Source organism: Nocardia arthritidis NBRC 100137 (assembly GCF_001612765.1).
GTDB classification, from domain to species: Bacteria; Actinomycetota; Actinomycetes; order Mycobacteriales; family Mycobacteriaceae; genus Nocardia; species Nocardia arthritidis.
Genome location: NZ_BDBB01000016.1, coordinates 1 through 22,095, shown reverse-complemented (window position 1 = coordinate 22,095; position 22,095 = coordinate 1). Strand labels below are relative to the sequence as shown.

Genomic DNA, 22,095 nt, shown 5'->3' with positions numbered 1-22,095 from the left:
CAGGGCGACGCGCACCAGAAAGGATCGGTGACCATGGCGGCGGATTCGCCGGACCGCGATTCGGCGGAGCAGCGGGACGAACGCCCGCGAGCCGCTACCGAATCCCGGAAGTCCGAGCACACGGACGATGCGGTGGGTAGCGCCGACGCCGCTTCCTCCGACGTCCTTCCCTCCGACGCCGCGACACCGGACAACGGCACCGGCGACAGCGGCGCCGAGGACTCGCCAGCCCCAGCAGACGAGAGCGACCTCGGAAATTCCGCAGCACCAGGCGAGAGCGACGCCGAAGACTCCGCAGCAGCGGGCGAACCGGACAACCCGCCCGCGTCGTCCCCCGCACACCAGTACTCGCCCGCGCTCATCGCCACCGCCGTGGCGCTTCCGGTGGTGCTGGTCGTCGCCGTGATCGTGGCCGCCGTGCTCGCGCGCCGCGCGCCCGTCGAGCGTGAACCGCTGGTGCTCGGCCCCGTCCCGGCCCCGGCGGCGGAGGGACCGGCCTGCGCCGAGCTGCTGCCCGCCCTGCCAGCGAACCTGGGTGAGTTCACCAAATCGACCCTGGTCGAGCCCGCCCCGCCCGCCACCCGCGCCTGGCAGCGCACCGAAGGCGGCGACGCCATCGTCCTGCGCTGCGGGTTGGATCGCCCCCTGGAATTCAACCGTGCCTCGCCGTTGCAGATCGTCAACGGCGTGCAGTGGTTCGAGGTCCGCGACCAGGCCGCCGCGGCGAGCACCTGGTTCGCCGTCGACCGGGGGACCTACGTCGCTCTCACCGTCCCCGACGGCTCCGGCCCCACGCCGCTGCAAGACGTCTCCGACACCATCACCGCCCACCTCCCCGCCCAGCCCATCGACCCTGGACCGCTGCCCAACTGACCGCGAGCAGCGTGCGCCGATCCGTCCGCGAAGGCTCGGGCGGGCCACTCGTCTCGTGGCGCACACACCGCGGCACAGCCGACAAGCGATCAGAACCGAACGCGAACCAGAGTGGGACCGAGTTCCGAGGGGAGCGGGCTCAACGCAAGCCGGTGCCGCGGGCGAGCGCGGTGTCGATGAGCGAGGAGATCAGTGCGGCGAAGTCGACGCCGGTAGCCTCCCACATGCGCGGGTACATGGAGATGGCGGTGAATCCCGGCATCGTGTTGATCTCGTTGATCACCGGGCCCTGCTCGGTGACGAAGAAATCGACTCGCGCCAGACCCTGGCAGTCGAGGGCTCGGAAGGCACGCACGGCCAGTTCCCGGATCTGGTCGGAGACCTCGTCGTCCAGCTTGGCGGGGACATCGAATTCGCAGACGTCGTCGAGGTACTTGGTGTCGAAGTCGTAGAAGGCCGGAGCGTCGGCGATGGTGCCGGTCTCCGGCATCCGGATCTCCGCGACCACGCTCGCCGCGACCCGGCCGTCCGGGAATTCCAGGACCCCGCACTCCACTTCGCGTCCGACGATGCCCGCTTCGACGATCACCTTCGGGTCGTGCGCGCGCGCCGCCGCGATGGCGGCATCCAGGTCTTTCCAGTCGCCGACCCGGGTGATGCCGATCGACGAACCGCCGCGGGCGGGCTTGACGAACACCGGTAGGCCGAGGCGCAGCCGGTCCTCCTCGGCGACCGTCGCGGTGCCGGGCCGCAGCACCACCTGGGTGCCGACCGGCAGTCCCTCGGCCGCGAGCAGTTTCTTGGTGAACTCCTTGTCCATGCCCGCAGCGCTGGCCAGCACACCGGGGCCGACGTAAGGAACTCCGGCGAGTTCCAGCATCCCTTGCAAAGTGCCGTCCTCACCGAACGGTCCGTGCAGGATGGGGAAGACCACGTCGACCGCGCCGAGCGCGGCGCTCGGATCGTCGAGCGCGATCAGCGCCCCCGAGCGGCTCGGGTCCGCGGCCAGGGTCAGTGCCGTGCCTGCGGCGTCCACCGACGGCAGGGCGCGATCGTGGATGCCGAGCGCGGCCACCTCCGCACCGCCGAGCACCCAACGGCCCTCGGTGGTGATGCCGATCGGCACGGCCTCGTACTTCACCGGATCCAGATGACGCAACACGCTACCGGCCGACACGCAGGACACGGCGTGCTCGTTGCTGCGCCCGCCGAAGACCACTGCCACCCTGATCCGGTTCGTCATGCTCCGAACCGTACCCGTTTCGGTGCGCGCTCCCACCGCTGACCGTCCGGGACACTCCGGCCTCCGTCCACGCGGGCCGGAGCCGGAATCACTCCGGCTTCATCCGCCGCCCGAGCAGGTTGTCGACCGCTTCGCGCACGGAGAGCCCTTCATGGCAGACCTGATCCACGGCGGTGGTCAGCGGCATCTCGACCCCCTGCCGCTCGGCCAGCGCGCGCACCGATGTGCAGGACTTCACACCCTCGGCGACTTGGCCATGAGTAGCCGATTGCGCGGCCTCCATGGACCCGCCCGCGCCGAGCACATGACCGAACGACCGGTTGCGCGACAGCGGGGAGGTGCAGGTGGCGACCAGGTCACCGACTCCGGCCAGGCCCGCCAGCGTCACCGGCTCCGCGCCGAGGGCCACCCCGAGCCGGATGATCTCGGCCAGACCGCGGGTGATCAGGCTGGCGATCGAGTTGTCGCCCAGACCCATTCCCGACGCGATCCCGCAGGCCAGCGCGATGACGTTCTTGCAGGCGCCGCCGATCTCGCAGCCGACCACGTCGGTGTTGGTGTAGGGCCGGAAGTATCCGGTCGCGCAGGCGTGCTGCACCGCGACAGCGCGGTCGTTGTCCGAGCAGGCGATCACGGTCGCGGCGGGCTGACACACCGCGATCTCGCGCGCCAGATTCGGCCCGGACAGCACCGCGATCCGGCTCGGATCTGCCTCGGTGACCTCCTCGATCACCTGGCTCATCCGCAGTAGCGTCCCGGTCTCGATCCCTTTCGCCAGGCTGAGCAGGGTGGCGTCGGCCCCGATCAGTCCCTTCCACGCGGCGAGGTTCGCGCGCAGCGACTGCGACGGCACCGCCAGCACGACGATGTCGGCTCCTTCCAGCGCCACCGCCGGGTCGTGGGTCGCCGCGATCGGCGGCAGCGGAATATCCGACAGGTAATCGGGATTGCGATGTTCGGAGGCCAGCGCCGCGGCGACCTCGGGGCGCCTGGCCCAGATCGTGACCTCGGTTCCCGCGTCCGCCAACACCTTCGCGAACGCGGTGCCCCACGATCCCGCGCCCAGCACTGCCACCCTCGTCATCAGCCCAATATGCCATGGAAGGATTGCTCGCATGCGCCCGCACGCCGTGCATGCCGTGATCGCGGTCAAGAGCCTCGATCAGGCCAAGAGCCGACTGGCCGACCGGCTGCGCCCGGAGCACCGGGCACGCTTGGTGCTGGCCATGCTCGCCGACACCGTGACCGCCACCGCGGCGGTCGGGGAGGTCGTGTCGGTCACCGTGGTCACGCCGGACCCCGAGGTCGCGGAGCTGGCCCGCGCGCTGGGCGCCGCTGTGCATCCGGAACCGCGCGAACCGCGCGCCGACGGGCTGAACACCGCGCTGGCCGCCACCGCCGCGGCGTTGCGCGGTGCGCACGGGCCGATCGATCTGCTCGCGCTGCAAGCCGATCTGCCCGCGCTGCGCCCGGAAGAGCTGTCGGACATGCTCGCCGCCGCCCCCCGCGGACTGCGCTCGATCGTGGTCGACCACGAGGGCAGCGGCACCGCCGCGCTCGTGGTTCGCGACCCGGCCGCCGCGCTGGACCCCCGCTTCGGCCCCGGTTCGGCCCGCAGCCATATCGAGGCGGGGGCGGTCGACCTCACCGGGGATTGGCCGGGGCTGCGCCTGGACGTCGACACCGCCGCCGACTTGGACCGCGCGGTGGCGCTCGGAGCCGGAAACGCTACCCGTGCTGTCCTGCGCGACATCGGCTGGCCGGGCAGCGTTCACGAACCCGTTCCACACGTGTGCTAGCCGGTCGCCATGGTGGTGTGAGACACACGGCGATCGCGCTCGCGGGATGCACAGGTGCTCTCCGGTAGGGGATGATCGTTGGCGTGAGCGATACGGAAACCGTCAAGCAGCAGCCGTTGCTTCCCACGCCACCCCCGGCGGCGACACCCCTGTCCGCCGACGAGTCGGCTGCGCGGTTGCCACGCGATCGCTACCTCAATCGTGAATTGAGCTGGCTGGACTTCAACGCCCGCGTGCTCGCCCTCGCCGAGGACGCGTCGCTCCCGTTGCTGGAGCGTGCGAAGTTCCTGGCGATCTTCGCGTCGAATCTCGACGAGTTCTACATGGTGCGGGTCGCGGGCCTGAAACGCCGGGCCGAGACCGGTCTGCTGGTGCGCTCGGCCGACGGCCGGTCTCCCGGCGAGCAGCTGGAACTGATCGCCGCGCGTACGCAGGAGATCGCGGTGCGGCACGCCCGCGTCTTCCTCGACAGCGTGCTGCCCGCGCTGACGGCCGAGGGCATCGCGATCATCGACTGGAGCGACCTGGACGACGGCGAGCGCCAGCGCCTCTCGGGCTACTTCCAGGATCAGGTGTTCCCCGTCCTCACCCCGCTCGCGGTGGACCCGGCGCATCCCTTCCCCTATATCAGCGGGCTCAGTCTCAACCTCGCGGTGACGGTGAAGGACTACTCGACCGGCGGCGAGCACTTCGCCCGCGTCAAGGTGCCCGACAACGTCGACCGGTTCGTCCGCGTGCGCCGCACCGAATCCGGCTCCCCGATCGCCGCTTTCCTGCCGATGGAAGCGCTCATCGCCGCGCACCTGGAGCTGCTGTTCCCCGGGATGGAGGTGGTCGAGCACCACTCGTTCCGGATCACCCGCAACGCCGACTTCGAGGTCGACGAGGATCGCGACGAGGACCTGCTGCAGGCGCTGGAGCGCGAGCTGGCCCGGCGGCGGTTCGGTTCGCCGGTGCGACTCGAGGTGTCCGACGACATGACCGAGCACATGCTCGACCTGCTCCTGCGGGAGTTGGACGTGGACCCCGGCGATGTCATCGAGGTGCCCGGCCTGCTCGACCTGTCCTGCCTCTGGCAGGTGTACGGCGTGGACCGGCCGAATCTGAAGGACACGCCGTACGTCCCCGCGACACCGCCCGCGTTCGGCGAGCGCGAGACGCCACGCAACGTCTTCGCCGCGCTGCGCGAGGGCGACGTGCTCGTGCACCATCCGTACGACTCGTTCTCCACGAGCGTGCAGCGCTTCATCGAACAGGCCGCCGCCGACCCGCAGGTGCTGGCCATCAAGCAGACCCTCTACCGCACCTCCGGCGACTCCCCGATCGTCAACGCGCTCATCGACGCGGCCGAGGCGGGCAAGCAGGTGGTAGCCCTGGTGGAGATCAAGGCGCGCTTCGACGAGCAGGCCAACATCAAATGGGCCCGCGCGCTGGAACAGGCCGGCGTGCACGTGGTGTACGGCCTGATCGGCCTGAAGACCCACTGCAAGACCTGCCTGGTGGTGCGCCGCGAGGGCGCGACCATCCGCCGCTACTGCCACATCGGGACCGGCAATTACAACCCGAAGACCGCACGCCTCTACGAGGACGTCGGATTGCTCACCGCGGCACCGGAAATCGGCGCCGACCTGACCGACCTGTTCAATTCGCTGACCGGTTACTCGCGGAAAGAGAATTACCGCAATCTGCTCGTCGCGCCGCACGGCGTGCGCTCCGGCATCATCGAGCGCATCCAGCGCGAGACCGAACTGGCCGGTCAGGGCGAGGACGCCCGGATCCTGCTCAAGGCCAACGCGATCGTCGACGAGGAGATCATCGACGCGCTGTACCGGGCCTCGCAGGCGGGCGTGCCGGTGCGGATCGTGGTGCGCGGCATCTGCGGTCTGCGCCCCGGCGTGGCCGGTATGAGCGAGAACATCGAAGTCCGCTCCATCCTCGGCCGGTTCTTGGAGCATTCCCGCGTGCTGCACTTCCAGGCGCAGGACGAGTACTGGATCGGCAGCGCCGACATGATGCACCGCAACCTGGATCGCCGGGTCGAGGTGATGGCGCAGGTGAAGGATCCGCGGTTGACCGAGCAACTGCACGGGGTGTTCGATTCCGCCCTGTCGCCGACCACGCGCTGCTGGGTGCTGCAGCCGGACGGCACCTGGCGGGCCTCGCCGGGGGCGTCCGGCGACGGGGACAAGATCAGAGATCATCAGGAGTTCTTGATGCGGCTGCGGAGGCCAGAACAGCAGTGAACGCCAAAACGGGGTTCGAGCATGAGGGGGGCCCGATCTGGGATCCCCGGGTGACTGCCAATATCTACGCCGCCGGTGCGGTGCTGTGGCGTGAATCGTCGGCGGGAACGATCGAGATCGCGCTCGTCCACCGCCCCAAGTACGAGGATTGGTCGCTGCCGAAGGGCAAGCTCGATCCGGGTGAGACCCCGGTGCTGGCCGCGGTTCGGGAGGTCCGCGAGGAGACCGGGCTGGAGTGCAGGCTCGGCCGCTACCTCGGCCACGTGACCTATCCGATTCCGGGCCATCGCAAGCTCAAGCGGGTCGACTACTGGGCAGCCGAGCAGGCGGGCGGGGAGTTCACCGCCAACTCCGAGGTGGACGTGCTCAGCTGGCACCCGCTGGATCGGGTGATGGACCAGTTGTCGTATCCGATGGATCGGCAGGTGGTGCGCGCCTTCACCCGACTGCCCGCACGCACCGACACCCTGCTTCTGGTCCGGCATGCCAAAGCCGGCCGCAGGGACCGCTACAACGGTCCCGACGAGCAGCGTCCGCTCGACCGCGAGGGTGAGACGCAGGCACGGGCGCTCACGCCGAATCTGCTGGCATTCGGCGCATCTCAGGTCTATTCGGCTCCTCCCCTGCGCTGTGTGCAAACCGTGGCTCCGCTGGCGGAGAAGCTCGGTGCCGAAATCATCGAGGAGCCAGTGTTTTCCGAGGCCGGGTACGCCGAACACCCGGACGAGGCCCGGGAATGTCTTCGAGCCCTGGTGTCGGACAAGGCCGTTCGCGTCGTCTGCAGTCAGGGCAAGGTGATCCCGGATCTGCTGGGCTGGTTGGCCGAACGCGACGGGATCGCGCTGCCATCGGCGCGCAATCGCAAGGGCAGTGTGTGGGTGCTGTCGTTCGTCGGCCACCGCTTGGTGGCCGCCGACCATCTGGATCGATCGCTGTCAGCCTACGACGCGGGGTCCTGATACGACGGCAACTTCCCCGTCACCGCGCGGGTCGGCGGGCGCCGATGACGACGACGGCGCCGCGAGGATGAGGCCACGGTAGGCGGACAGCCGAAAACGGCCCCGGGTGTCTCCCGGGGCCGTCTCGACGTTGAGGCGAATGGGCCCGGTGGTGGGGCCGCGCATTCAGCGCCGATCCGGCGGTGGCTCGAGATCAGCGGGTTCCACGAGCCGAGGCCTTCTTGGCCGCGGTCTTCTTCGCTGGGGTCTTCTTGGCGGCGGTGGTCTTCTTGGCCGCCGTGGCCTTGGTGGCCGTCTTCTTGGCCGGAGCCTTCTTCGCGACCGCGGCCTTCTTCGCGGGCGCCTTCTTCGCGGCGGTCTTGGTAGCGGTCGTCTTGCGCGCGGTGGTCTTCGCCGGGGCCTTGGCGGCGGCCTTGCGGGCCGTGCTCTTGGCCGGAGCCTTGGTCGGCGTCGACTTCTTGGCGGCGGTCTTCTTCGCCGCCGTCTTCTTGGCCGCCGCCTTCTTCGCGGCCACCGGCGCATTCACCCCGCGCTTCACGGCGGGCCCGGTCGCGGCCAGTTTCTGCTTACCCGCGATCACCGCCTTGAACTGTGCGCCGGGGCGGAACGCGGGCACCGAAGTGGGCTTGACCTTGACGGTTTCGCCGGTACGCGGGTTCCGCGCGACGCGAGCCGCGCGCTTACGCTGTTCGAACACACCGAAACCGGTGATAGTGACGCTCTGACCCTTGTGCACCGCGCGCACGATGGTGTCGACCACATGCTCGACTGCCGCGGTGGCCGTGCGCCTGTCCGTACCCAACTTTTCGGTCAGAACGTCGATCAGTTCCGCCTTGTTCATTGAATCCTCCGCAGACTAATGGCCCGTCGTCGGACCGACTAGGTACCACGGTAAACCCACTTTGGGCAAGAGTCTATGTGCCACGCCAAAATTCATGTGGTTTAGCACACGTCCAGCTACCGTAACTCCGGCTGCCCAGCTAACCGACCGGGGTGATTACGTCTGCGAAATATGTGCTGGGAGGGTAGTGGGTTTCCATGTTGGCCTTGCCTTTTCGAACCGGGTGATCGCGTCCTCCTGGCGCAGCGTCAGCCCGATGTCATCCAATCCTTCCAGCAGACGCCACCTGGTGTAGTCATCAATATCGAACGGCAACACGACGGTTCCAGCCGTCACCGTGCGCGCCCCGAGATCCACAACCAATTCCAAGCCGGGCTGTTCCTCGAGCAACTTCCAGAGCATTTCGACATCGTTCTGTGACATCTGAGCGGCGAGCACACCGCCCTTGCCCGCATTGCCGCGGAAGATGTCGGCGAACCGGGATGAGATGACCACCCGAAAGCCGTAGTCCGCCAGCGCCCAAACAGCGTGCTCACGAGACGACCCGGTACCGAAATCCGGACCCGCCACCAGCACACTACCGCTGTTGTAAGGCGCGATGTTCAGAATGAAGTCGGGATCCGACCGCCATGCGGCGAACAAGCCGTCTTCGAATCCGGTCCGCGTGACCCGCTTGAGGTAGACCGCCGGGATGATCTGATCGGTATCGACATTGGATCGGCGCAGCGGCACTCCGATGCCCTTGTGCACGGTGAAGGCTTCCATTACGAATCTCCTGGGTTTGTTCGAGGGAATCGGGGCCGGTCAGTCCAGATCCGCAGGCGACGACAGTGTTCCGCGGACCGCTGTCGCGGCCGCTACGAGGGGAGAAACGAGGTGCGTACGGCCGCCTTTGCCCTGCCTGCCCTCGAAGTTGCGGTTCGAGGTGGACGCGCAACGCTGGCCGGGCTCGAGCTGGTCCGGATTCATTCCCAGGCACATTGAGCAGCCCGCCTGCCGCCATTCGGCGCCCGCCGCGGTGAAAATCTCGCCGAGTCCTTCTTTTTCCGCCTGTGCGCGAACCCGCATCGACCCCGGTACAACCAGCATTCGCACGCCATCGGCGACATGACGCCCCTTCAAAATCCCGGCCACCGCACGCAAATCCTCAATGCGTCCGTTGGTGCACGAACCGACGAATACGGTGTCGATCGGTACTTGTCGAAGCGGAGTACCCGGCTCCAAGTCCATGTAACGCAGAGCCTTCTCCGCGGACTCGCGGGCCACCTCGTCGGCGAAGGCGGTGGGGTCGGGCACCGCCTCGCCCAGCGGTGCGCCCTGGCCCGGGTTGGTGCCCCAGGTGACGAACGGGGTCAGCTCGGTGGCGTCGATGTGCACCTCGGCGTCGAAAACGGCGCCCTCGTCGGTCTTCAGTGCCTCCCAGGCGGCCACCGCCGCGTCCCAATCGGCTCCCTGCGGGGCGTGTGGCCGTCCTTCGAGGAATTCGTAGGTCGTTTCGTCCGGCGCGATCATGCCGGCCCGCGCGCCCGCCTCGATGGACATGTTGCAGATCGTCATTCGGGCCTCCATCGACATGGCCCGGATCGCCTCGCCGCGGTACTCCAGAACGTAACCCTGGCCGCCGCCGGTGCCGATCTTCGCGATGACGGCCAGGATCAGGTCCTTGCTCGTCACGCCGGGCGGCATGACGCCGTCCACCGTGATCGCCATCGTCTTGAACGGGCGCAGCGAGAGGGTCTGGGTGGCAAGCACATGCTCGACCTCGGAGGTACCGATGCCCATCGCCAGCGCCCCGAACGCGCCGTGCGTCGAGGTGTGGCTGTCGCCGCAGACCACGGTCATGCCCGGCTGGGTCAGGCCCAGCTGCGGCCCGACCACGTGCACGATGCCCTGATCCAGGTCACCCATCGGGTGCAGCCGCACACCGAATTCCGCGCAGTTACGCCGCAGCGTCTCCACCTGGGTGCGCGAAACCGGGTCGGCGATCGGCTTGTCTATATCGATCGTCGGGACGTTGTGGTCCTCGGTCGCGATCGTGAGATCCGGCCGCCGCACCGGCCTGCCCGCGGCGCGCAGCCCGTCGAAGGCCTGCGGACTGGTCACCTCGTGGACGAGATGCAGGTCGATGTAGATCAGGTCCGGTTCGCGCGAGGCACCCTCCCCCTCTCCGCGAGCGACGACATGCTGGTCCCATACCTTCTCGGCCAGCGTGCGCGGTTCGGCCATTGTCGATCACCTTTCGGACGAAGCAGCCGTTCCGCGATCTGGACTCCGACGCGGCGACGGTTGCACAAGTTGGGATAGCTACGCCTGGTCCGAACGCTGAGGACATCTACCGATGAAGGTGGATTTCTCAACATTCGAGACGCTAGTATCGTTCTATGAGACAGCATAGCGGCATCGGCGTCCTCGACAAAGCAGTGGCGGTCCTGTACGCCGTAGCCGAGCATCCCTCGGGTCTCAACGAGCTCTGTGCGCGCACCGGCCTGCCCCGCGCCACCGCACACCGGTTGGCCGTCGGCCTGGAGGTGCACCGCCTGCTCGCTCGCGACAGCAACGGCACCTGGCGGCCGGGTCCGGCGCTGGCCGAGCTCGCGACCAGCGCCGATGACCCGCTGCTCGAGGCCGCCTCGGCCATCCTGCCCCGGTTGCGCGAGATCACCGGCGAGAGCGTCCAGCTCTACTGCCGCGACGGCAACGCCCGGGTCTGCGTCGCGGCGCTGGAACCCCCCGTCGGACTGCGCGACACCGTGCCGATCGGGGCGCGACTGCCGCTGACCGCGGGTTCGGCGGCCAAAGTGCTGCTGGCGTGGGCCGACCCGGAATTGCAGCGCACTATCCTGCCGGACGCGGTGTTCGGCGAGCGTGCGCTGGCCGAGGTGCGCAAGCGCGGGTGGGCGCAGAGCGCGGCCGAGCGTGCGGCAGGCGTGGCCAGCGTTTCCGCGCCGGTGCGCGACGCCGGCGGCTCCGTGGTCGCGGCCGTGTCGGTGTCGGGGCCGATCGATCGGATGGGCCGCAGGCCGGGCGCCCGGTGGGCGGCGGATCTGGTCGCGGCGGCCGAGGCCCTGCACAGGCGCCTGTAACCCGTTTCACATCGGCTCTCTACAGTGGGCCCATGGGAGTCAACCAACGGGCACAGATCGTGATGTCCGACACCGAGATCACCGATTTCTTGCGGCGCAGCCGGATCGCGACGCTGGCGACCATCGGACCGCAGGGCACGCCGCACCTCACCGCGATGTGGTACGCGCTCATCGACGGGGAGATCTGGTTCGAGACCAAGGCCAAGTCGCAGAAGGCGGTGAACCTGCGCCGCGATCCCAGGATCACCTGCATGGTCGAGGCGGGCGACACCTACGACCAGCTCAGGGGCGTGTCCATCGAGGGCCGCGCCGAGATCATCGAGGACGCCGGGAAACTCTTCGCCGTCGGCGTGAGCGTCTGGGAGCGCTACACCGGCCCCTACAGCGAGGAGGTGCGGCCGATGGTCGAGGCCATGCTGCACAAGCGGGTCGCCGTGCGCGTCGTGCCCGAGCGCACGCGCAGCTGGGATCACCGCAAGCTGGGGCTCCCGGCCATGCCGCTCGGCGGCAGCACCGCACAGGCGCTTTCCTGACCCGCGCGGGCTCGGGTCGCGCGACGCGCCCGAAATCCAACTGACACAGACACCTCGCACGAGCTAGCGTCGGGGTGTTCGACAAGATTCGGCCGGGCAGCGCCGCCCGCGAGGACGCGCCGCGCGACCGCGACGACGAGGAGCAGCGATGGCGGATTCGGGTAAGTCCAATGGCGCCGACGAGGTGAAGCGCAAGTTCCGGGAGGCACTGGAGCGCAAGAACCAGCAGAACGCCCGCGCGGCAGACCACCTCGACGGACGGTCCAAGGCGTCCGCGGCGCACACCGCGGCCAGCCACAAGCGGGAATTCCGGCGCAAGAGCGGATAGTCCGCGCAGGCGGCGAAGGCCCTCCGGCAAGATCGCTGGAGGGCCTCTCTTTTGCGCCGGTTCGCGCCGGACAAGCCGAGGGGCACTCGACTCTCGGCGCGAAGTACCCGTAGAAGTGACGCGAGCCGCGACAGCCCGATATCCGGGGTAGCGCGCACAGCCGCGTCGCGGCGCCGCACACCGCACCGCCGAGAGCGTCCTGGCCATCGCCGAAATCCTCGAGCGTGAGGGCTACATCACCGGCTCTCGGACCGAATTCGCGGCCGCGGGCGCGACCGTGGTCGTCGACCTCGGGTGCGGCCCAATCCGCGAGTACAGTCTCGCGGCGTGCGCGGTGTCTGCGAGCCCTGTTCACGGGCGACGCGAAATCCGCGACTGGAGCGGGATGCCAACTCGGACGACCCGAGCCGCAGCATCGTCACCAAGGCCGTCCGCGCCGCTCCGGCGCGGCGCATCCGTGGCGCTTCACACACCAGCCCATCCGGCCACAACTCGGACACGAGCCATATCGGAGGCGATCATGCGATCGGTGGACAACATCGAGGCCCGGAGCCACCGTGCGGATAGGCCATGATTACCGATCCAGTTGCGCGGATGCCCACCTGACCGAGATCGTCCAGCCGCACGCTGCCAGCGGAGTTCGAGAGCGGGAGCGGGGTCGAGTCGAGATGACCGCCGGGTCCAGCCACGAAAGGGCGAGCCAACGTCTCCCGAGCAGGCCCCTGGATCGTGGCAGGGCGGGGGTTGCACCCCCACAAGACATAGCGAAACGAGAAAGGCTCATGCTCTATGAGCATGAGCCTTTCACTCGTGTAGCCCCGACGGGATTCGAACCCGCGCTACCGCCTTGAGAGGGCGGCGTCCTAGGCCGCTAGACGACGGGGCCAGGACTGCTCTTCACTGTCGCGAGGAGCGCCGTGGTGATCTTTCGATCAGGAGGCTCGGCTAGCTTAACCGGCCGAGGCCCGGCGACCAAATCGCCAGGTGTTGATTGATTTCGGCCGCGAACCGAAGTCGAACAACCCACTCCGCTGGGGTACCAGGACTCGAACCTAGAATGGCTGAACCAGAATCAGCTGTGTTGCCAATTACACCATACCCCAATGACCAGGTAGTTCAGTCGCGAGTCTGGGTGACTCGAGACCGTGTTCCGGGCCGAGAAGAAGAGTACCAAACGGCTACGGGTTAACTACAAATCGCCTGGTCAAAGCCATATTTTCGACCCTGCGCCGCTACTGGGCCGTGTCCTTCCAGTCCAGCGCCGAGCGCAGCCGGTCCAGGGTGACGCCCCGACCGAGCAGTTCCAGCGATTCGTACAGCGGCGGGCTGATATGCGACCCGGTGACCGCGACCCGCACCGGCGCGAAGGCTTTGCGCGGTTTGAGCCCCAGATCATCGATCAGCGCCTTTTTCAGCGCCGCTTCGATAGCCTCGGCGGTCCAGTCGGTCAACGGCTCCAACACGGTAATAGCGGACTGCAATACCTCGGCGGCGCCGGCACCCAGATTCTTGGCACCCGCGGCGGGGTCGATCGCGAACTCATCCGCGGGCGCGAACAGGAATCGCAACAGTTCCCAGGCGTCGGACAACACGACGATCCTGGTCTGTACGAGTTCCGCCGCCTCGGCGAACACCTTCTCATCGATTTCCGCGCCGATATGCCCGTGTTCGGTGAGATACTCCCGCAGCCGGTGGGCGAAATCACCCGGCGCCAGCAATCGGATGTGCTCGGCGTTGAGTGCGTCCGCCTTCTTCTGGTCGAAACGGGCCGGATTCGAATTTACTTTCGAAATATCGAAGGCCGCGACCATCTCCGCCATGGAGAAAACGTCGCGGTCCTCGGACAGACCCCAGCCGAGTAGCGCGAGATAATTCAGCAAACCTTCAGGAATGAAGCCGCGGTCGCGGTGAGCGAACAGATTCGACTCCGGGTCACGCTTGGACAACTTCTTGTTGCCCTGGCCCATGACGAAGGGCAGGTGACCGAACTCGGGAGTGAATTCGGCAACCCCGATCCGGCGCAACGCGGCGTACAGCGCGAGTTGCCGCGGCGTGGAGGAGAGCAGGTCCTCGCCGCGCAGCACGTGGGTGATCCGCATCAGCGCGTCGTCGACCGGGTTGACCAGGGTGTACAGCGGATCGCCATTGCCCCGGGTGAGCGCGAAGTCCGGGACGCTGCCCGCCTTGAAGGTGGTCTCGCCGCGCACCAGATCGTTCCAGGACAGGTCTTCGTCGGGCATCCGCAGCCGTATCACGGCAAGGCGGCCCTCGGCCCGGTACGCCTCGATCCGCTCGGGCGTCAGATCGCGATCGTAGTTGTCGTAACCGAGTTTCGGATCGCGTCCGTCGGCACGATGGCGGGCCTCGACTTCCTCCGGAGTGGAGAACGATTCATACGCCTCACCGGCCTCCAGCAAACGCCGAACCACGTCCAGGTGCAGATCTTTTCGCAACGACTGGCGATATGGTTCGTAAGGACCGCCGACCTCCGGCCCCTCGTCCCAGGTGAGCCCGAGCCAGCGCAGCGCGTCGATAATCGCGCGGTAGGATTCCTCGGAATCGCGTGCGGCGTCGGTGTCTTCGATCCGAAAGACGAATGTGCCACCGTGGTGGCGGGCGTAGGCCCAGTTGAACAGCGCCGTCCGGATCAGGCCGACGTGCGGCGTTCCGGTCGGTGACGGGCAGAATCGGACCCGTACTTCAGTCATGGCTCTCTTTCGATCAGCGTTTGGCGGCAACGGGATTGGTGAGGGTTCCGATGCCCTCGACGGTCACCGACACCTGCTGGCCCTCGCGCATCGGGCCGACGCCCTCTGGGGTGCCGGTGAGGATGACGTCACCGGGCAGCAGCGTCATCACGGTGGTGACCCACTCGATGAGCTTCGGAATGTCGTGCAGCAGAAGCGAAGTACGGCTACGCTGGCGCACCTCGCCGTCGAGCTCGGTGACGATCTCCAGATCCGAAGGGTCCAAGGACGTTTCGATCCAGGGACCGAGCGGGCAGAACGTGTCGTAGCCCTTGCCCCTGGTCCACTGGCCGTCGTGGCGCTGCTGGTCGCGGGCGGTCACGTCGTTGGCGGCGGTGTAACCGAGCACCACGTCCAGCGCGCGGGCGGCGGGCACGTCCTTGCAGGGGCGGCCGATGACGATCGCCAGCTCCCCTTCGTAATCGACCTGAGATGAACTGGGCGGCAAGATGATCGGGGCGTTCGGCCCCACGATCGCGGTGTTCGGCTTGAGGAAGATCACCGGGTCGGCGGGGGCGGGCCCGCCCATCTCGGCGGCATGGGCGGCGTAGTTCTTGCCGATGCAGACCACCTTGCTGGCCAGGATCGGCGCGAGCAGCCGCACGTCGGCCAGCGGCCAGCTCCGGCCGGTGAACGTCGGTGTGCCGAACGGGTGTTCCGCGATCTCCTTGGCCACGCTGTCGCTTCCGTCGCCCTCGATGCTGACGAAGGCGACCCCATCTGGACTGGCAACTCGACCTAGACGCATGCCGGGAGTCTATCGACCCGCCGTCACCTGCCCGAACGCGCCCGACCGAGTGGTCGGATCCCGCGTGGGCACGGCGGTGGCCCGCGCTGTGAGGAGCCCGACAGCCGCAGCCATCGAATCCAGCGGCCACCGGGGTGTACCGTGACCAAGTCAGTTCATAAAGTGGGACGCTAATCCCGAATAATGAGATTTGAGGTGAGCCGATGGCGACCGTTACGCAGATCGACGAGGTTCGGCGCTGGTCCATGCTCGGTCTCGGCGTGTTCGCGCAGGCCTCCAGCGCGGTCTTCATCCACGGCGTCCCGTTCCTGCTGCCCGCGCTGACCGCCAGCGGCATGCCGCTGGCGACCGCCGGCCTGCTCGTGGCCATGCCCACCGTCGGCCTGGTGTGCACCCTGATCGCGTGGGGTTACCTGGTCGACCGGATCGGCGAACGCAAAGTGCTGGTCGGCGGTCCGCTGCTGATGCTGGCGGCCGGGTGCGCCGCGGCCGCCACGACCGACGACATCGCGCTGGGTGCGCTGCTTTTCCTCGGCGGCGTCGGGGCGGCGAGCACCAATGGCGCCAGCGGCCGGGTGATCGTCGGCTGGTTCCCGCCGCATCGGCGCGGTCTGGCGATGGGGATCCGGCAGACCGCGCAGCCGCTGGGCGTGGGCGTCGGCGCACTGGCGATTCCGGCCGTCGCCTCTGCCCACGGTGTGCCCGCGGCCATTCTCGTTCCCGCTCTCATGGCAGGCGTGGCGGCCGTGGGCTGTCTGGCAGGCATCGTCGATCCGCCGCGCCCCGCCGCTTCCGCCGCCGATCCGGCGTCGCGCGCCAATCCCTATCGCGACGACGCCACGCTGTGGCGCATCCATCTGGTCTCGGTGCTGCTGGTCGTCCCGCAGGGCACGGTGTGGACCTTCGCGCTGCTATGGCTGCACCGCGACATCGGCTGGTCGCTGACCACGGCGGGCGCGCTGGTGACGGTCACCCAAGTTCTCGGCGCGCTGGGCCGCATCGGCGCGGGTGCGTGGTCGGATCGGGTCGGCAGCCGGATGGGGCCGCTGCGCACCGTCGCCGTGGCCGCCGTGCTCTCGATGGCCGCGCTGGCGCTGACCGCGTGGACCGCGTGGTGGTGGGCGGCCATCCCGCTGTTGATCGCCGCGTCCGTCATCACCGTCTCCGACAACGGTTTGGCCTTCACCGCGGTCGCCGAAATCGCGGGCCCGTACTGGAGCGGCCGGGGACTCGGCATTCAGAACACCGGCCAGAACCTGGCCATGGCCGCCGTCCCGCCGGTGTTCGGCGCTCTGATCACCGTGAGCGGCTTCCCCGCCGCCTTCCTGCTGGCCGCCGTCACGGCTGTCGCGGCCATCCCCCTCGTCCCGCGCGACGCCGCCTGACGAACACCGACGTCATCGGCCTCGGGCAAAGGCCCGCCCCACGCCGGGCCACACCAGAGTTCGGTGGAAAACGGGCCGAGGCTCGGCAGTGGCGCGGCGGACGCGAACCGCCCCCTGACGTGCGAATGCGCGGTGACGTGCCGAGGACCGATCGATGATCGATCACAGCAAGGTCCCGCTCCCGGGGGGCGGGACCTTGCTGGGGTATGTCAGAGGGTGGCGGCGATCCGGTCGCCGATTTCCACGGTCGACGCGGCTCCCGAGCGCGACTCGAGGTCCTTGGCGACCGCCGACTCGATGCGCGTGGCCGCCTCGGTGTCGCCCAGGTGGTTGAGCAGGAGGGAGACCGAGAGGATCGCAGCGGTGGGGTCGGCCTTGGACTGGCCCGCGATGTCGGGGGCGCTGCCGTGCACCGGCTCGAACATGCTGGGGTTCGTCCCGGACGCGTCGATGTTGCCGCTGGCGGCCAGGCCGATGCCGCCGCTCACGGCCGCGGCGAGGTCGGTGATGATGTCGCCGAAGAGGTTGTCGGTGACGATCACGTCGAACCGGCCAGGGTCGTTGACCATGTGGATGGTGGCGGCATCGATGTGCTGGTAAGCCGTTGTGACGTCGGGGAATTCGGCTGCGACCTCGTCCACGGTGCGCTGCCAGAGCGAGCCGGCGAAGGTGAGCACGTTGTTCTTGTGCACCAGCGTCAGGTGCTTGCGCCGGGTCTGCGCCTTGGCGAAGGCGTAGCGCACCACGCGCTCGATGCCGAAGCGGGTGTTGGTGCTGACCTCGGTCGCCACCTCGTGCGGGGTGCCGACGCGGATCGCGCCGCCGGTGCCGGTGTAGGGCCCCTCGGTGCCCTCGCGCACGACCACGAAGTCGATGTCGGGGTTGCCCGCGAGCGGGCTGGTCACGCCGGGGAACAGCCTGGACGGCCGCAGGTTCACGTGGTGGTCCAGCGCGAACCGGGTGCGCAGCAACAGGCCGCGTTCGAGCACGCCGCTGGGCACCGACGGGTCGCCGATCGCGCCGAGCAGGATGGCGTCGTGCTGCTTCAGCTCGGGCAGCACCGAGTCCGGCAGGATCTCGCCGGTCGCGTGGTAGCGGCGCGCACCGAGGTCGTACTCGGTCTTCTCGACGCCGGGCATGACCACGTCGAGCACCTTGAGCGCCTCGGCGATGACCTCGGGCCCGATCCCGTCACCCGGGATGACAGCAAGCTTCATGACAAATGCTCCGTTCGATGTTGCCGGTCGCGGCCGCCGCATCATGCGGTAAAGGGGGCCGTCGGGTGCGCACGACATTCCGGCCGGGTGACCGCAGCACCGTCACGGTACTCGGCGCGGCCGGATCGCCGAGCACCGGGCGCGAGGACGCGGCGCACCGCGAACTCGCACCGATTCCGCGCGCCGGTGGCGCGTCGGCCGAGCGACCGGCGCCGCGCACGAGTGCTTCGTGCGCGGCGCCGATTCCGCTTCGGCCGGGGCATGCGCCCCGGCGGGATCAGGACAGGTCGACCTGGACGACCTTGGCCGCACCGACGGACTCGGCGATCGCGGCCTGCACGTCGGCGGGCACCTCGCGGGCCACGCGCAGCACGACGGTGGCGCCTTCCTTGTCGACGTCCTGGGTCAGCTGCGCGGCCAGGATGTCGACCTCGGCCTCGCCGAGCTTGGTGCCGATCCGGCCCAGCGCGCCCGGCCGGTCCTCGTAGTTCAGGATGGCCAGGTTGAGGCCCTCGGCGCGCATGTCGTAGTTGCGGCCGTTGATGTTGACGATCTTCTCCACCAGCTGCGGCTCGGTCAGCGTGCCCGCCACGTTCAGGGTGCTGCCGTCGCCGAACACGGCGCGCAGGTCGACGACACTGCGGTGGCTCGGGCTCTCCGAGGCCGTGGTGACCTCGGCGGTGATCCCGCGGTCCTTGGCCAGCGCGGGCGCGTTGACGAAGGTGACCTGGTCTTCGACCAGCGCGGAGAAGATGCCGCGCAGCGCGGACAGCTCCAGCACGCCGACCTCCTGGGCGGCCAGCTCGCCGCGCACCTGGATCTCGACGCTGACCGGCAGCTCGTTGGACAGCGCGCCGAGCAGGGCGCCCTGCTTGCGGACGATGTCCAGCCAGGGGGCGACCTCTTCGCCGACGGTGCCGCCGGTGACGTTCACCGCGCCGGGCACGAACTCACCCGCCAGCGCCAGCAGCACCGACTTGGCGACGTCGGTGCCCGCGCGGTCCTGGGCCTCGGAGGTGGAGGCGCCCAGGTGCGGGGTCACCACGACCTGCGGCAGATCGAACAGCGGGCTGTCGGTGCACGGCTCGGTCTCGAACACGTCCAGGCCGGCGGCGCGCACGTGGCCGGACTTGATCGCCTCGGCCAGGGCGGCCTCGTCGACCAGGCCACCGCGGGCGGCGTTGACGATGATCACGCCCGGCTTGGTCTTGGCGATGGCCTCCTTGCCGATGAGGCCCTTGGTCTCCGGGGTCTTCGGCAGATGGATCGAGATCAGGTCGGCGCGCTCGAGCAGCTCGTCGAGGGTCAGCAGCTCGATGCCGAGCTGCGCGGCGCGCGCGGGCGACACGTACGGGTCGTAGGCGACGATCTTGGTCTCGAAGGCGGCCAGGCGCGCGGCGAACAGCTGGCCGATGCGGCCCAGGCCGACGACGCCGACGGTCTTGTCGAAGATCTCGACGCCGTTGAACTTGCTGCGCTGCCAGGTGCGCTCGCGCAGGGTGGCGTCCGCGGCGGGAACCTGGCGGGCGGCGGCCAGCAGCAGGGTGACCGCGTGCTCGGCGGCGGTGTGGATGTTCGAGGTGGGCGCGTTCACGACCATGACACCGCGCTCGGTGGCGGCGGGCACGTCGACGTTGTCGAGGCCGACCCCCGCGCGGGCGACGATCTTCAGGTTCTTCCCGGCGTCCAGGACCTCGGCGTCGACCGTGGTCGCCGAGCGCACGAGCAGCGCGTCGGCCTCGGGCACCGCGGCCAGCAGGGCCGGGCGGTCGGGTCCGTCGACCCACCGGACCTCGACACCGTCACCGAGCGCGTCGACGGTCGACTGGGCGAGCTTGTCGGCGATCAGAACTACAGGACGGCCTGCTTGGCTCACGTGGAGTACTCCTGGGGAATGGGGTCGGCAATTACCGCCGAACAGCTTAGTGCGCGCGATTTCCACCCCGGCTACCACCTGGTAGGCGGGCGTCCTCAGTCACCCTCCTGGCAAAAATATGAAGACCGGTCTATAGTCGACGCATGGGCGTCAAAGGGACCGAAACTCGCGGCAAACTCGTCGACGCGGCGCGCACGCTCATGGAGCGGCACGGCTATTACGGTGCGGGGCTCAACCAGATCTTGGCGGCCAGCGGCGCACCGCGTGGGTCGTTGTACTTCCACTTCCCCGGCGGCAAGGACGAACTGGTCGCGGCCGCGATCGCTCAGGCGGGCAAGGAGATCACGGCGTTGATCGACACGATCGAGCCCGGCGATGCCGCCGCGGCCGCGAGCACGCTGCTGCGCGCGTTCGGCGACCGGCTGGAAGCGTCCGGCTGGCAACAGGGCTGCCCGGTCGCCACGGTGGCCTTGGACGTCGCGGCCGGGAACGACTCGATCCAAACGGAGTGCGCCGCCGCGTACGCCGCATGGGAACAGGCGTTGCGGCTGCGACTGCGCGCCGACGGCCGTGCGGACGCCGACGATTTGGCCGCCACGGTGCTGGCGATGGTCGAGGGCGCGCTGTTGCTCGCCCGCGCCCAACGCAGTCGTGAACCCCTGGAGCGGGTGGAACGCATTCTGCGCACCATGATCTGACGGCGGATGTCCCGCTGAGCCTTTCCACGTGTCACCAAAATATGTAGACCGGTCTAGTAAGGAGTAGTCATGTCCGACAGCATCGTGTTCGGAGCCGCCGGGTTCCTCGGCCGCAACGCGGTCGCCCGCTTACTCGAGCAGGGGCATTCCGTCACCGCCGCCTTGCGGCCGGGCAGCGAGGAGCGGCTCACCGGCTGGTTGCGCCGCCGAGCCGTGGATTCGGGCGGGCTGGAGATCGTCGCGTGTGATGTCACCGCCCCCGACCTCGGCCTGCCCACGGGGTTCGACCCCTCCGGTATTCGCGACGTGTACAACTGCGCCGCCCGCTTCGCCTTCGGGCTCGCTCGCGAGGACGCGTACGCGGTCAACGTCACCGGTGCGCTGCGGGTGCTGGAGTGGGCCGCCGCCCGGCCCGAACTGCGGCGCGTCGTGCACATCACCGGATATCGGATCACCGTCGAGGAATCCGAGGAGCAGCATTACGAGAGGGGCGCCTACGGCGCTTCGAAGTTCGAATCGGATCCCCTGCTGCGCAGCCGGGCGGCGGAGCTCGGCGTCGCGCTGACCATCGCGAATCCGAGCAGCGTGATCGGACCAGGTCAATACGTCGGGCTGTCGAGCGTCGTCGAGGACCTGTGGAACGGACGGCTCCCGGCCGTCCCCGGCGGCCCCGCGACCTTCGTGCCGATCCTCGACCTGGACTACTTCACCGATTTCTTGATCAGCCTGCCCGCCCTGCCGGATACCGCGGGTCGCTCCTACACGGTTCTGGATGATCGAACACCCGAGCTGCCGAAGCTGATACGGCTGCTGGCCGGGCACCTCGGCGTCCGCGCGCCGCGCTTGTCCATTCCGGTCGGCGTCATCGCGAAACTTCCGCGCGCGCTGACCGGCGCCGATCCGGAAACGATGACGTTCATCGCCGAGGACCGCTACGACACGTCGGCGGCGCAGGACGTGGCCCGCCGTGCCGGGCTCACCATGCCTGCGACCGAGGCGACCTTGCTGACGTGGGCCGACCATCTGGTGGCCAGCCGGTTCGGCGCGGTGGCCGACGATCCGACTGCCGGATTCGTCGACGGCGTATGGGTGGGTGGTGAACGGAGCCGTCCAAACTATGTTCTGGTGCACGGCCTTCCGCTCGACGGTGAGTCGTGGAACGAGGTGCGCGCCGAGTTGGACGGGCCGAGTCTGGTCGTCGACCTGCCGGGCTTGGGGCGCTCGGCGCCCGGCGATACCGATGCGGTGTTGCCGAAACTGCTCGCCTCCGTCCGTAGCCGTCCCGTGCTGGTCGGCCATTCGCTCGGCTGCGGGCCGGTGCTGCGGTACGCGGCGCGGCATCCCGAGCGGGTCTCCGGGGTGGTGCTGGTGGCTCCCTCGTTCCTGCAGCCACCGTCCGGCCTGCTGCTGCGCTCACCATTGGCCGCGGTGGCGATGCGCCGGATGTCTGCCGGTTCCCTCGCCGATCGGCTCGGCGTGCCGGAGAGCGCCGCGCTCGCGAGCGCCGCGGCGAACCTGCGCA

The 22,095-nt window shown here is 68.8% G+C and carries 19 protein-coding genes and 2 tRNA genes; 10 read left to right on the top strand and 11 right to left on the bottom strand.

All coding sequences use genetic code 11. The features are described from left to right. The first annotated feature begins 360 nt into the window (after window positions 1-360). On the top strand, window positions 361-873 hold the full coding sequence (locus NA8_RS35910; protein WP_084466767.1) for a DUF3515 domain-containing protein: 513 nt from the start codon (window positions 361-363) through the stop codon (window positions 871-873). Window positions 874-1,012: 139 nt separating this feature from the next. Here NA8_RS35910 and NA8_RS12880 read toward each other — a convergent pair whose 3' ends face one another. Together NA8_RS12880 and NA8_RS12875 are read right to left on the bottom strand one after the other, a co-directional pair. After that, entirely contained in the window at window positions 1,013-2,116 is a 1,104-nt protein-coding gene (locus NA8_RS12880) for a D-alanine--D-alanine ligase family protein (protein ID WP_063050630.1), read from the bottom strand. An 88-nt stretch (window positions 2,117-2,204) separates the two neighbouring features. Further along, window positions 2,205-3,200, bottom strand: coding sequence for an NAD(P)H-dependent glycerol-3-phosphate dehydrogenase (locus tag NA8_RS12875; RefSeq protein ID WP_063050629.1), 996 nt, complete (start codon window positions 3,198-3,200; stop codon window positions 2,205-2,207). Window positions 3,201-3,231: 31 nt separating this feature from the next. Between NA8_RS12875 and cofC the strand changes: the two genes are divergently transcribed. From cofC to NA8_RS12860, 3 genes are all read left to right on the top strand, one after another. Beyond that, window positions 3,232-3,915, top strand: coding sequence for a 2-phospho-L-lactate guanylyltransferase (gene cofC / locus NA8_RS12870; RefSeq protein ID WP_063050628.1), 684 nt, complete (start codon window positions 3,232-3,234; stop codon window positions 3,913-3,915). Between the two features lie 71 nt (window positions 3,916-3,986). Then, entirely contained in the window at window positions 3,987-6,158 is a 2,172-nt protein-coding gene (locus tag NA8_RS12865; protein ID WP_063050627.1) for an RNA degradosome polyphosphate kinase, read from the top strand. A 50-nt stretch (window positions 6,159-6,208) separates the two neighbouring features. Beyond that, complete coding sequence (locus tag NA8_RS12860) at window positions 6,209-7,117, top strand: NUDIX hydrolase (RefSeq protein ID WP_245663801.1); 909 nt, start codon at window positions 6,209-6,211, stop codon at window positions 7,115-7,117. A 193-nt stretch (window positions 7,118-7,310) separates the two neighbouring features. Here the strand turns inward: NA8_RS12860 and NA8_RS12855 are convergent, their stop codons facing one another. From NA8_RS12855 to leuC, 3 genes are all read right to left on the bottom strand, one after another. Next, window positions 7,311-7,958, bottom strand: a complete 648-nt coding sequence (locus NA8_RS12855; protein ID WP_063050626.1) for an HU family DNA-binding protein — start codon at window positions 7,956-7,958, stop codon at window positions 7,311-7,313. Window positions 7,959-8,114: 156 nt separating this feature from the next. After that, a complete protein-coding gene (gene leuD, locus NA8_RS12850; protein ID WP_040868414.1) occupies window positions 8,115-8,723 on the bottom strand; it encodes a 3-isopropylmalate dehydratase small subunit in 609 nt (202 codons plus the stop codon). Between the two features lie 39 nt (window positions 8,724-8,762). Then, the gene (gene leuC, locus NA8_RS12845) at window positions 8,763-10,184 is read right to left on the bottom strand and encodes a 3-isopropylmalate dehydratase large subunit (RefSeq protein WP_063050625.1); all 1,422 of its coding nucleotides are present in this window, start codon (window positions 10,182-10,184) and stop codon (window positions 8,763-8,765) included. Window positions 10,185-10,339: 155 nt separating this feature from the next. On the opposite strand from leuC, the gene NA8_RS12840 reads away from it, so the two are divergent. From NA8_RS12840 to NA8_RS12830, 3 genes are all read left to right on the top strand, one after another. Next, window positions 10,340-11,041: an IclR family transcriptional regulator gene (locus NA8_RS12840; RefSeq protein ID WP_063050624.1), complete on the top strand. Its 702-nt coding sequence runs from the start codon at window positions 10,340-10,342 to the stop codon at window positions 11,039-11,041. A gap of 32 nt (window positions 11,042-11,073) precedes the next feature. Continuing rightward, window positions 11,074-11,574: a PPOX class F420-dependent oxidoreductase gene (locus NA8_RS12835; protein ID WP_063050623.1), complete on the top strand. Its 501-nt coding sequence runs from the start codon at window positions 11,074-11,076 to the stop codon at window positions 11,572-11,574. A 148-nt stretch (window positions 11,575-11,722) separates the two neighbouring features. Then, window positions 11,723-11,902: a DUF5302 domain-containing protein gene (locus tag NA8_RS12830; protein ID WP_063050622.1), complete on the top strand. Its 180-nt coding sequence runs from the start codon at window positions 11,723-11,725 to the stop codon at window positions 11,900-11,902. Between the two features lie 813 nt (window positions 11,903-12,715). On the opposite strand, the gene NA8_RS12825 is transcribed toward NA8_RS12830, so the two are convergent. From NA8_RS12825 to NA8_RS12810, 4 genes are all read right to left on the bottom strand, one after another. Next, window positions 12,716-12,788, bottom strand: a tRNA-Glu gene (locus tag NA8_RS12825). A gap of 145 nt (window positions 12,789-12,933) precedes the next feature. Then, window positions 12,934-13,005: transfer RNA gene (locus tag NA8_RS12820), tRNA-Gln, on the bottom strand. Window positions 13,006-13,134: 129 nt separating this feature from the next. After that, window positions 13,135-14,610: a glutamate--tRNA ligase gene (gene gltX / locus NA8_RS12815; protein WP_063050621.1), complete on the bottom strand. Its 1,476-nt coding sequence runs from the start codon at window positions 14,608-14,610 to the stop codon at window positions 13,135-13,137. Between the two features lie 13 nt (window positions 14,611-14,623). Next, the gene (locus tag NA8_RS12810) at window positions 14,624-15,397 is read right to left on the bottom strand and encodes a fumarylacetoacetate hydrolase family protein (protein ID WP_062969885.1); all 774 of its coding nucleotides are present in this window, start codon (window positions 15,395-15,397) and stop codon (window positions 14,624-14,626) included. 203 nt (window positions 15,398-15,600) lie between these two features. Here NA8_RS12810 and NA8_RS12805 point away from each other — a divergent pair, with 203 nt between their 5' ends. After that, entirely contained in the window at window positions 15,601-16,782 is a 1,182-nt protein-coding gene (locus tag NA8_RS12805; protein ID WP_063050620.1) for an MFS transporter, read from the top strand. A 209-nt stretch (window positions 16,783-16,991) separates the two neighbouring features. Here the strand turns inward: NA8_RS12805 and NA8_RS12800 are convergent, their stop codons facing one another. Both NA8_RS12800 and serA read right to left on the bottom strand, forming a co-directional pair. Further along, entirely contained in the window at window positions 16,992-17,999 is a 1,008-nt protein-coding gene (locus NA8_RS12800) for a 3-isopropylmalate dehydrogenase (protein WP_063050619.1), read from the bottom strand. 277 nt (window positions 18,000-18,276) lie between these two features. Next, window positions 18,277-19,875, bottom strand: a complete 1,599-nt coding sequence (gene serA / locus NA8_RS12795; protein WP_063050618.1) for a phosphoglycerate dehydrogenase — start codon at window positions 19,873-19,875, stop codon at window positions 18,277-18,279. Between the two features lie 143 nt (window positions 19,876-20,018). Between serA and NA8_RS12790 the strand changes: the two genes are divergently transcribed. Continuing rightward, the gene (locus NA8_RS12790) at window positions 20,019-20,573 is read left to right on the top strand and encodes a TetR/AcrR family transcriptional regulator (protein ID WP_063050617.1); all 555 of its coding nucleotides are present in this window, start codon (window positions 20,019-20,021) and stop codon (window positions 20,571-20,573) included. Between the two features lie 69 nt (window positions 20,574-20,642). Further along, window positions 20,643-22,095 (top strand): alpha/beta fold hydrolase (locus tag NA8_RS12785; protein ID WP_063050616.1); only part of this gene is annotated, 1,453 nt, incomplete at its 3' end.

Excerpts from the sequence above, each read along its gene's own strand:
- NA8_RS12880 (WP_063050630.1), bottom strand. The coding sequence starts at position 2,116 with ATGACGAACCGGATCAGGGTGGCAGTGGTCTTCGGCGGGCGCAGCAAC.
- NA8_RS12875 (WP_063050629.1), bottom strand. The coding sequence starts at position 3,200 with ATGACGAGGGTGGCAGTGCTGGGCGCGGGATCGTGGGGCACCGCGTTC.
- cofC (WP_063050628.1), top strand. The coding sequence starts at position 3,232 with ATGCGCCCGCACGCCGTGCATGCCGTGATCGCGGTCAAGAGCCTCGAT.
- NA8_RS12865 (WP_063050627.1), top strand. The coding sequence starts at position 3,987 with ATGATCGTTGGCGTGAGCGATACGGAAACCGTCAAGCAGCAGCCGTTG.
- NA8_RS12855 (WP_063050626.1), bottom strand. The coding sequence starts at position 7,958 with ATGAACAAGGCGGAACTGATCGACGTTCTGACCGAAAAGTTGGGTACG.
- leuD (WP_040868414.1), bottom strand. The coding sequence starts at position 8,723 with ATGGAAGCCTTCACCGTGCACAAGGGCATCGGAGTGCCGCTGCGCCGA.
- leuC (WP_063050625.1), bottom strand. The coding sequence starts at position 10,184 with ATGGCCGAACCGCGCACGCTGGCCGAGAAGGTATGGGACCAGCATGTC.
- NA8_RS12840 (WP_063050624.1), top strand. The coding sequence starts at position 10,340 with ATGAGACAGCATAGCGGCATCGGCGTCCTCGACAAAGCAGTGGCGGTC.
- NA8_RS12835 (WP_063050623.1), top strand. The coding sequence starts at position 11,074 with ATGGGAGTCAACCAACGGGCACAGATCGTGATGTCCGACACCGAGATC.
- NA8_RS12830 (WP_063050622.1), top strand. The coding sequence starts at position 11,723 with ATGGCGGATTCGGGTAAGTCCAATGGCGCCGACGAGGTGAAGCGCAAG.
- gltX (WP_063050621.1), bottom strand. The coding sequence starts at position 14,610 with ATGACTGAAGTACGGGTCCGATTCTGCCCGTCACCGACCGGAACGCCG.
- NA8_RS12810 (WP_062969885.1), bottom strand. The coding sequence starts at position 15,397 with ATGCGTCTAGGTCGAGTTGCCAGTCCAGATGGGGTCGCCTTCGTCAGC.
- NA8_RS12805 (WP_063050620.1), top strand. The coding sequence starts at position 15,601 with ATGGCGACCGTTACGCAGATCGACGAGGTTCGGCGCTGGTCCATGCTC.
- NA8_RS12800 (WP_063050619.1), bottom strand. The coding sequence starts at position 17,999 with ATGAAGCTTGCTGTCATCCCGGGTGACGGGATCGGGCCCGAGGTCATC.
- NA8_RS12790 (WP_063050617.1), top strand. The coding sequence starts at position 20,019 with ATGGGCGTCAAAGGGACCGAAACTCGCGGCAAACTCGTCGACGCGGCG.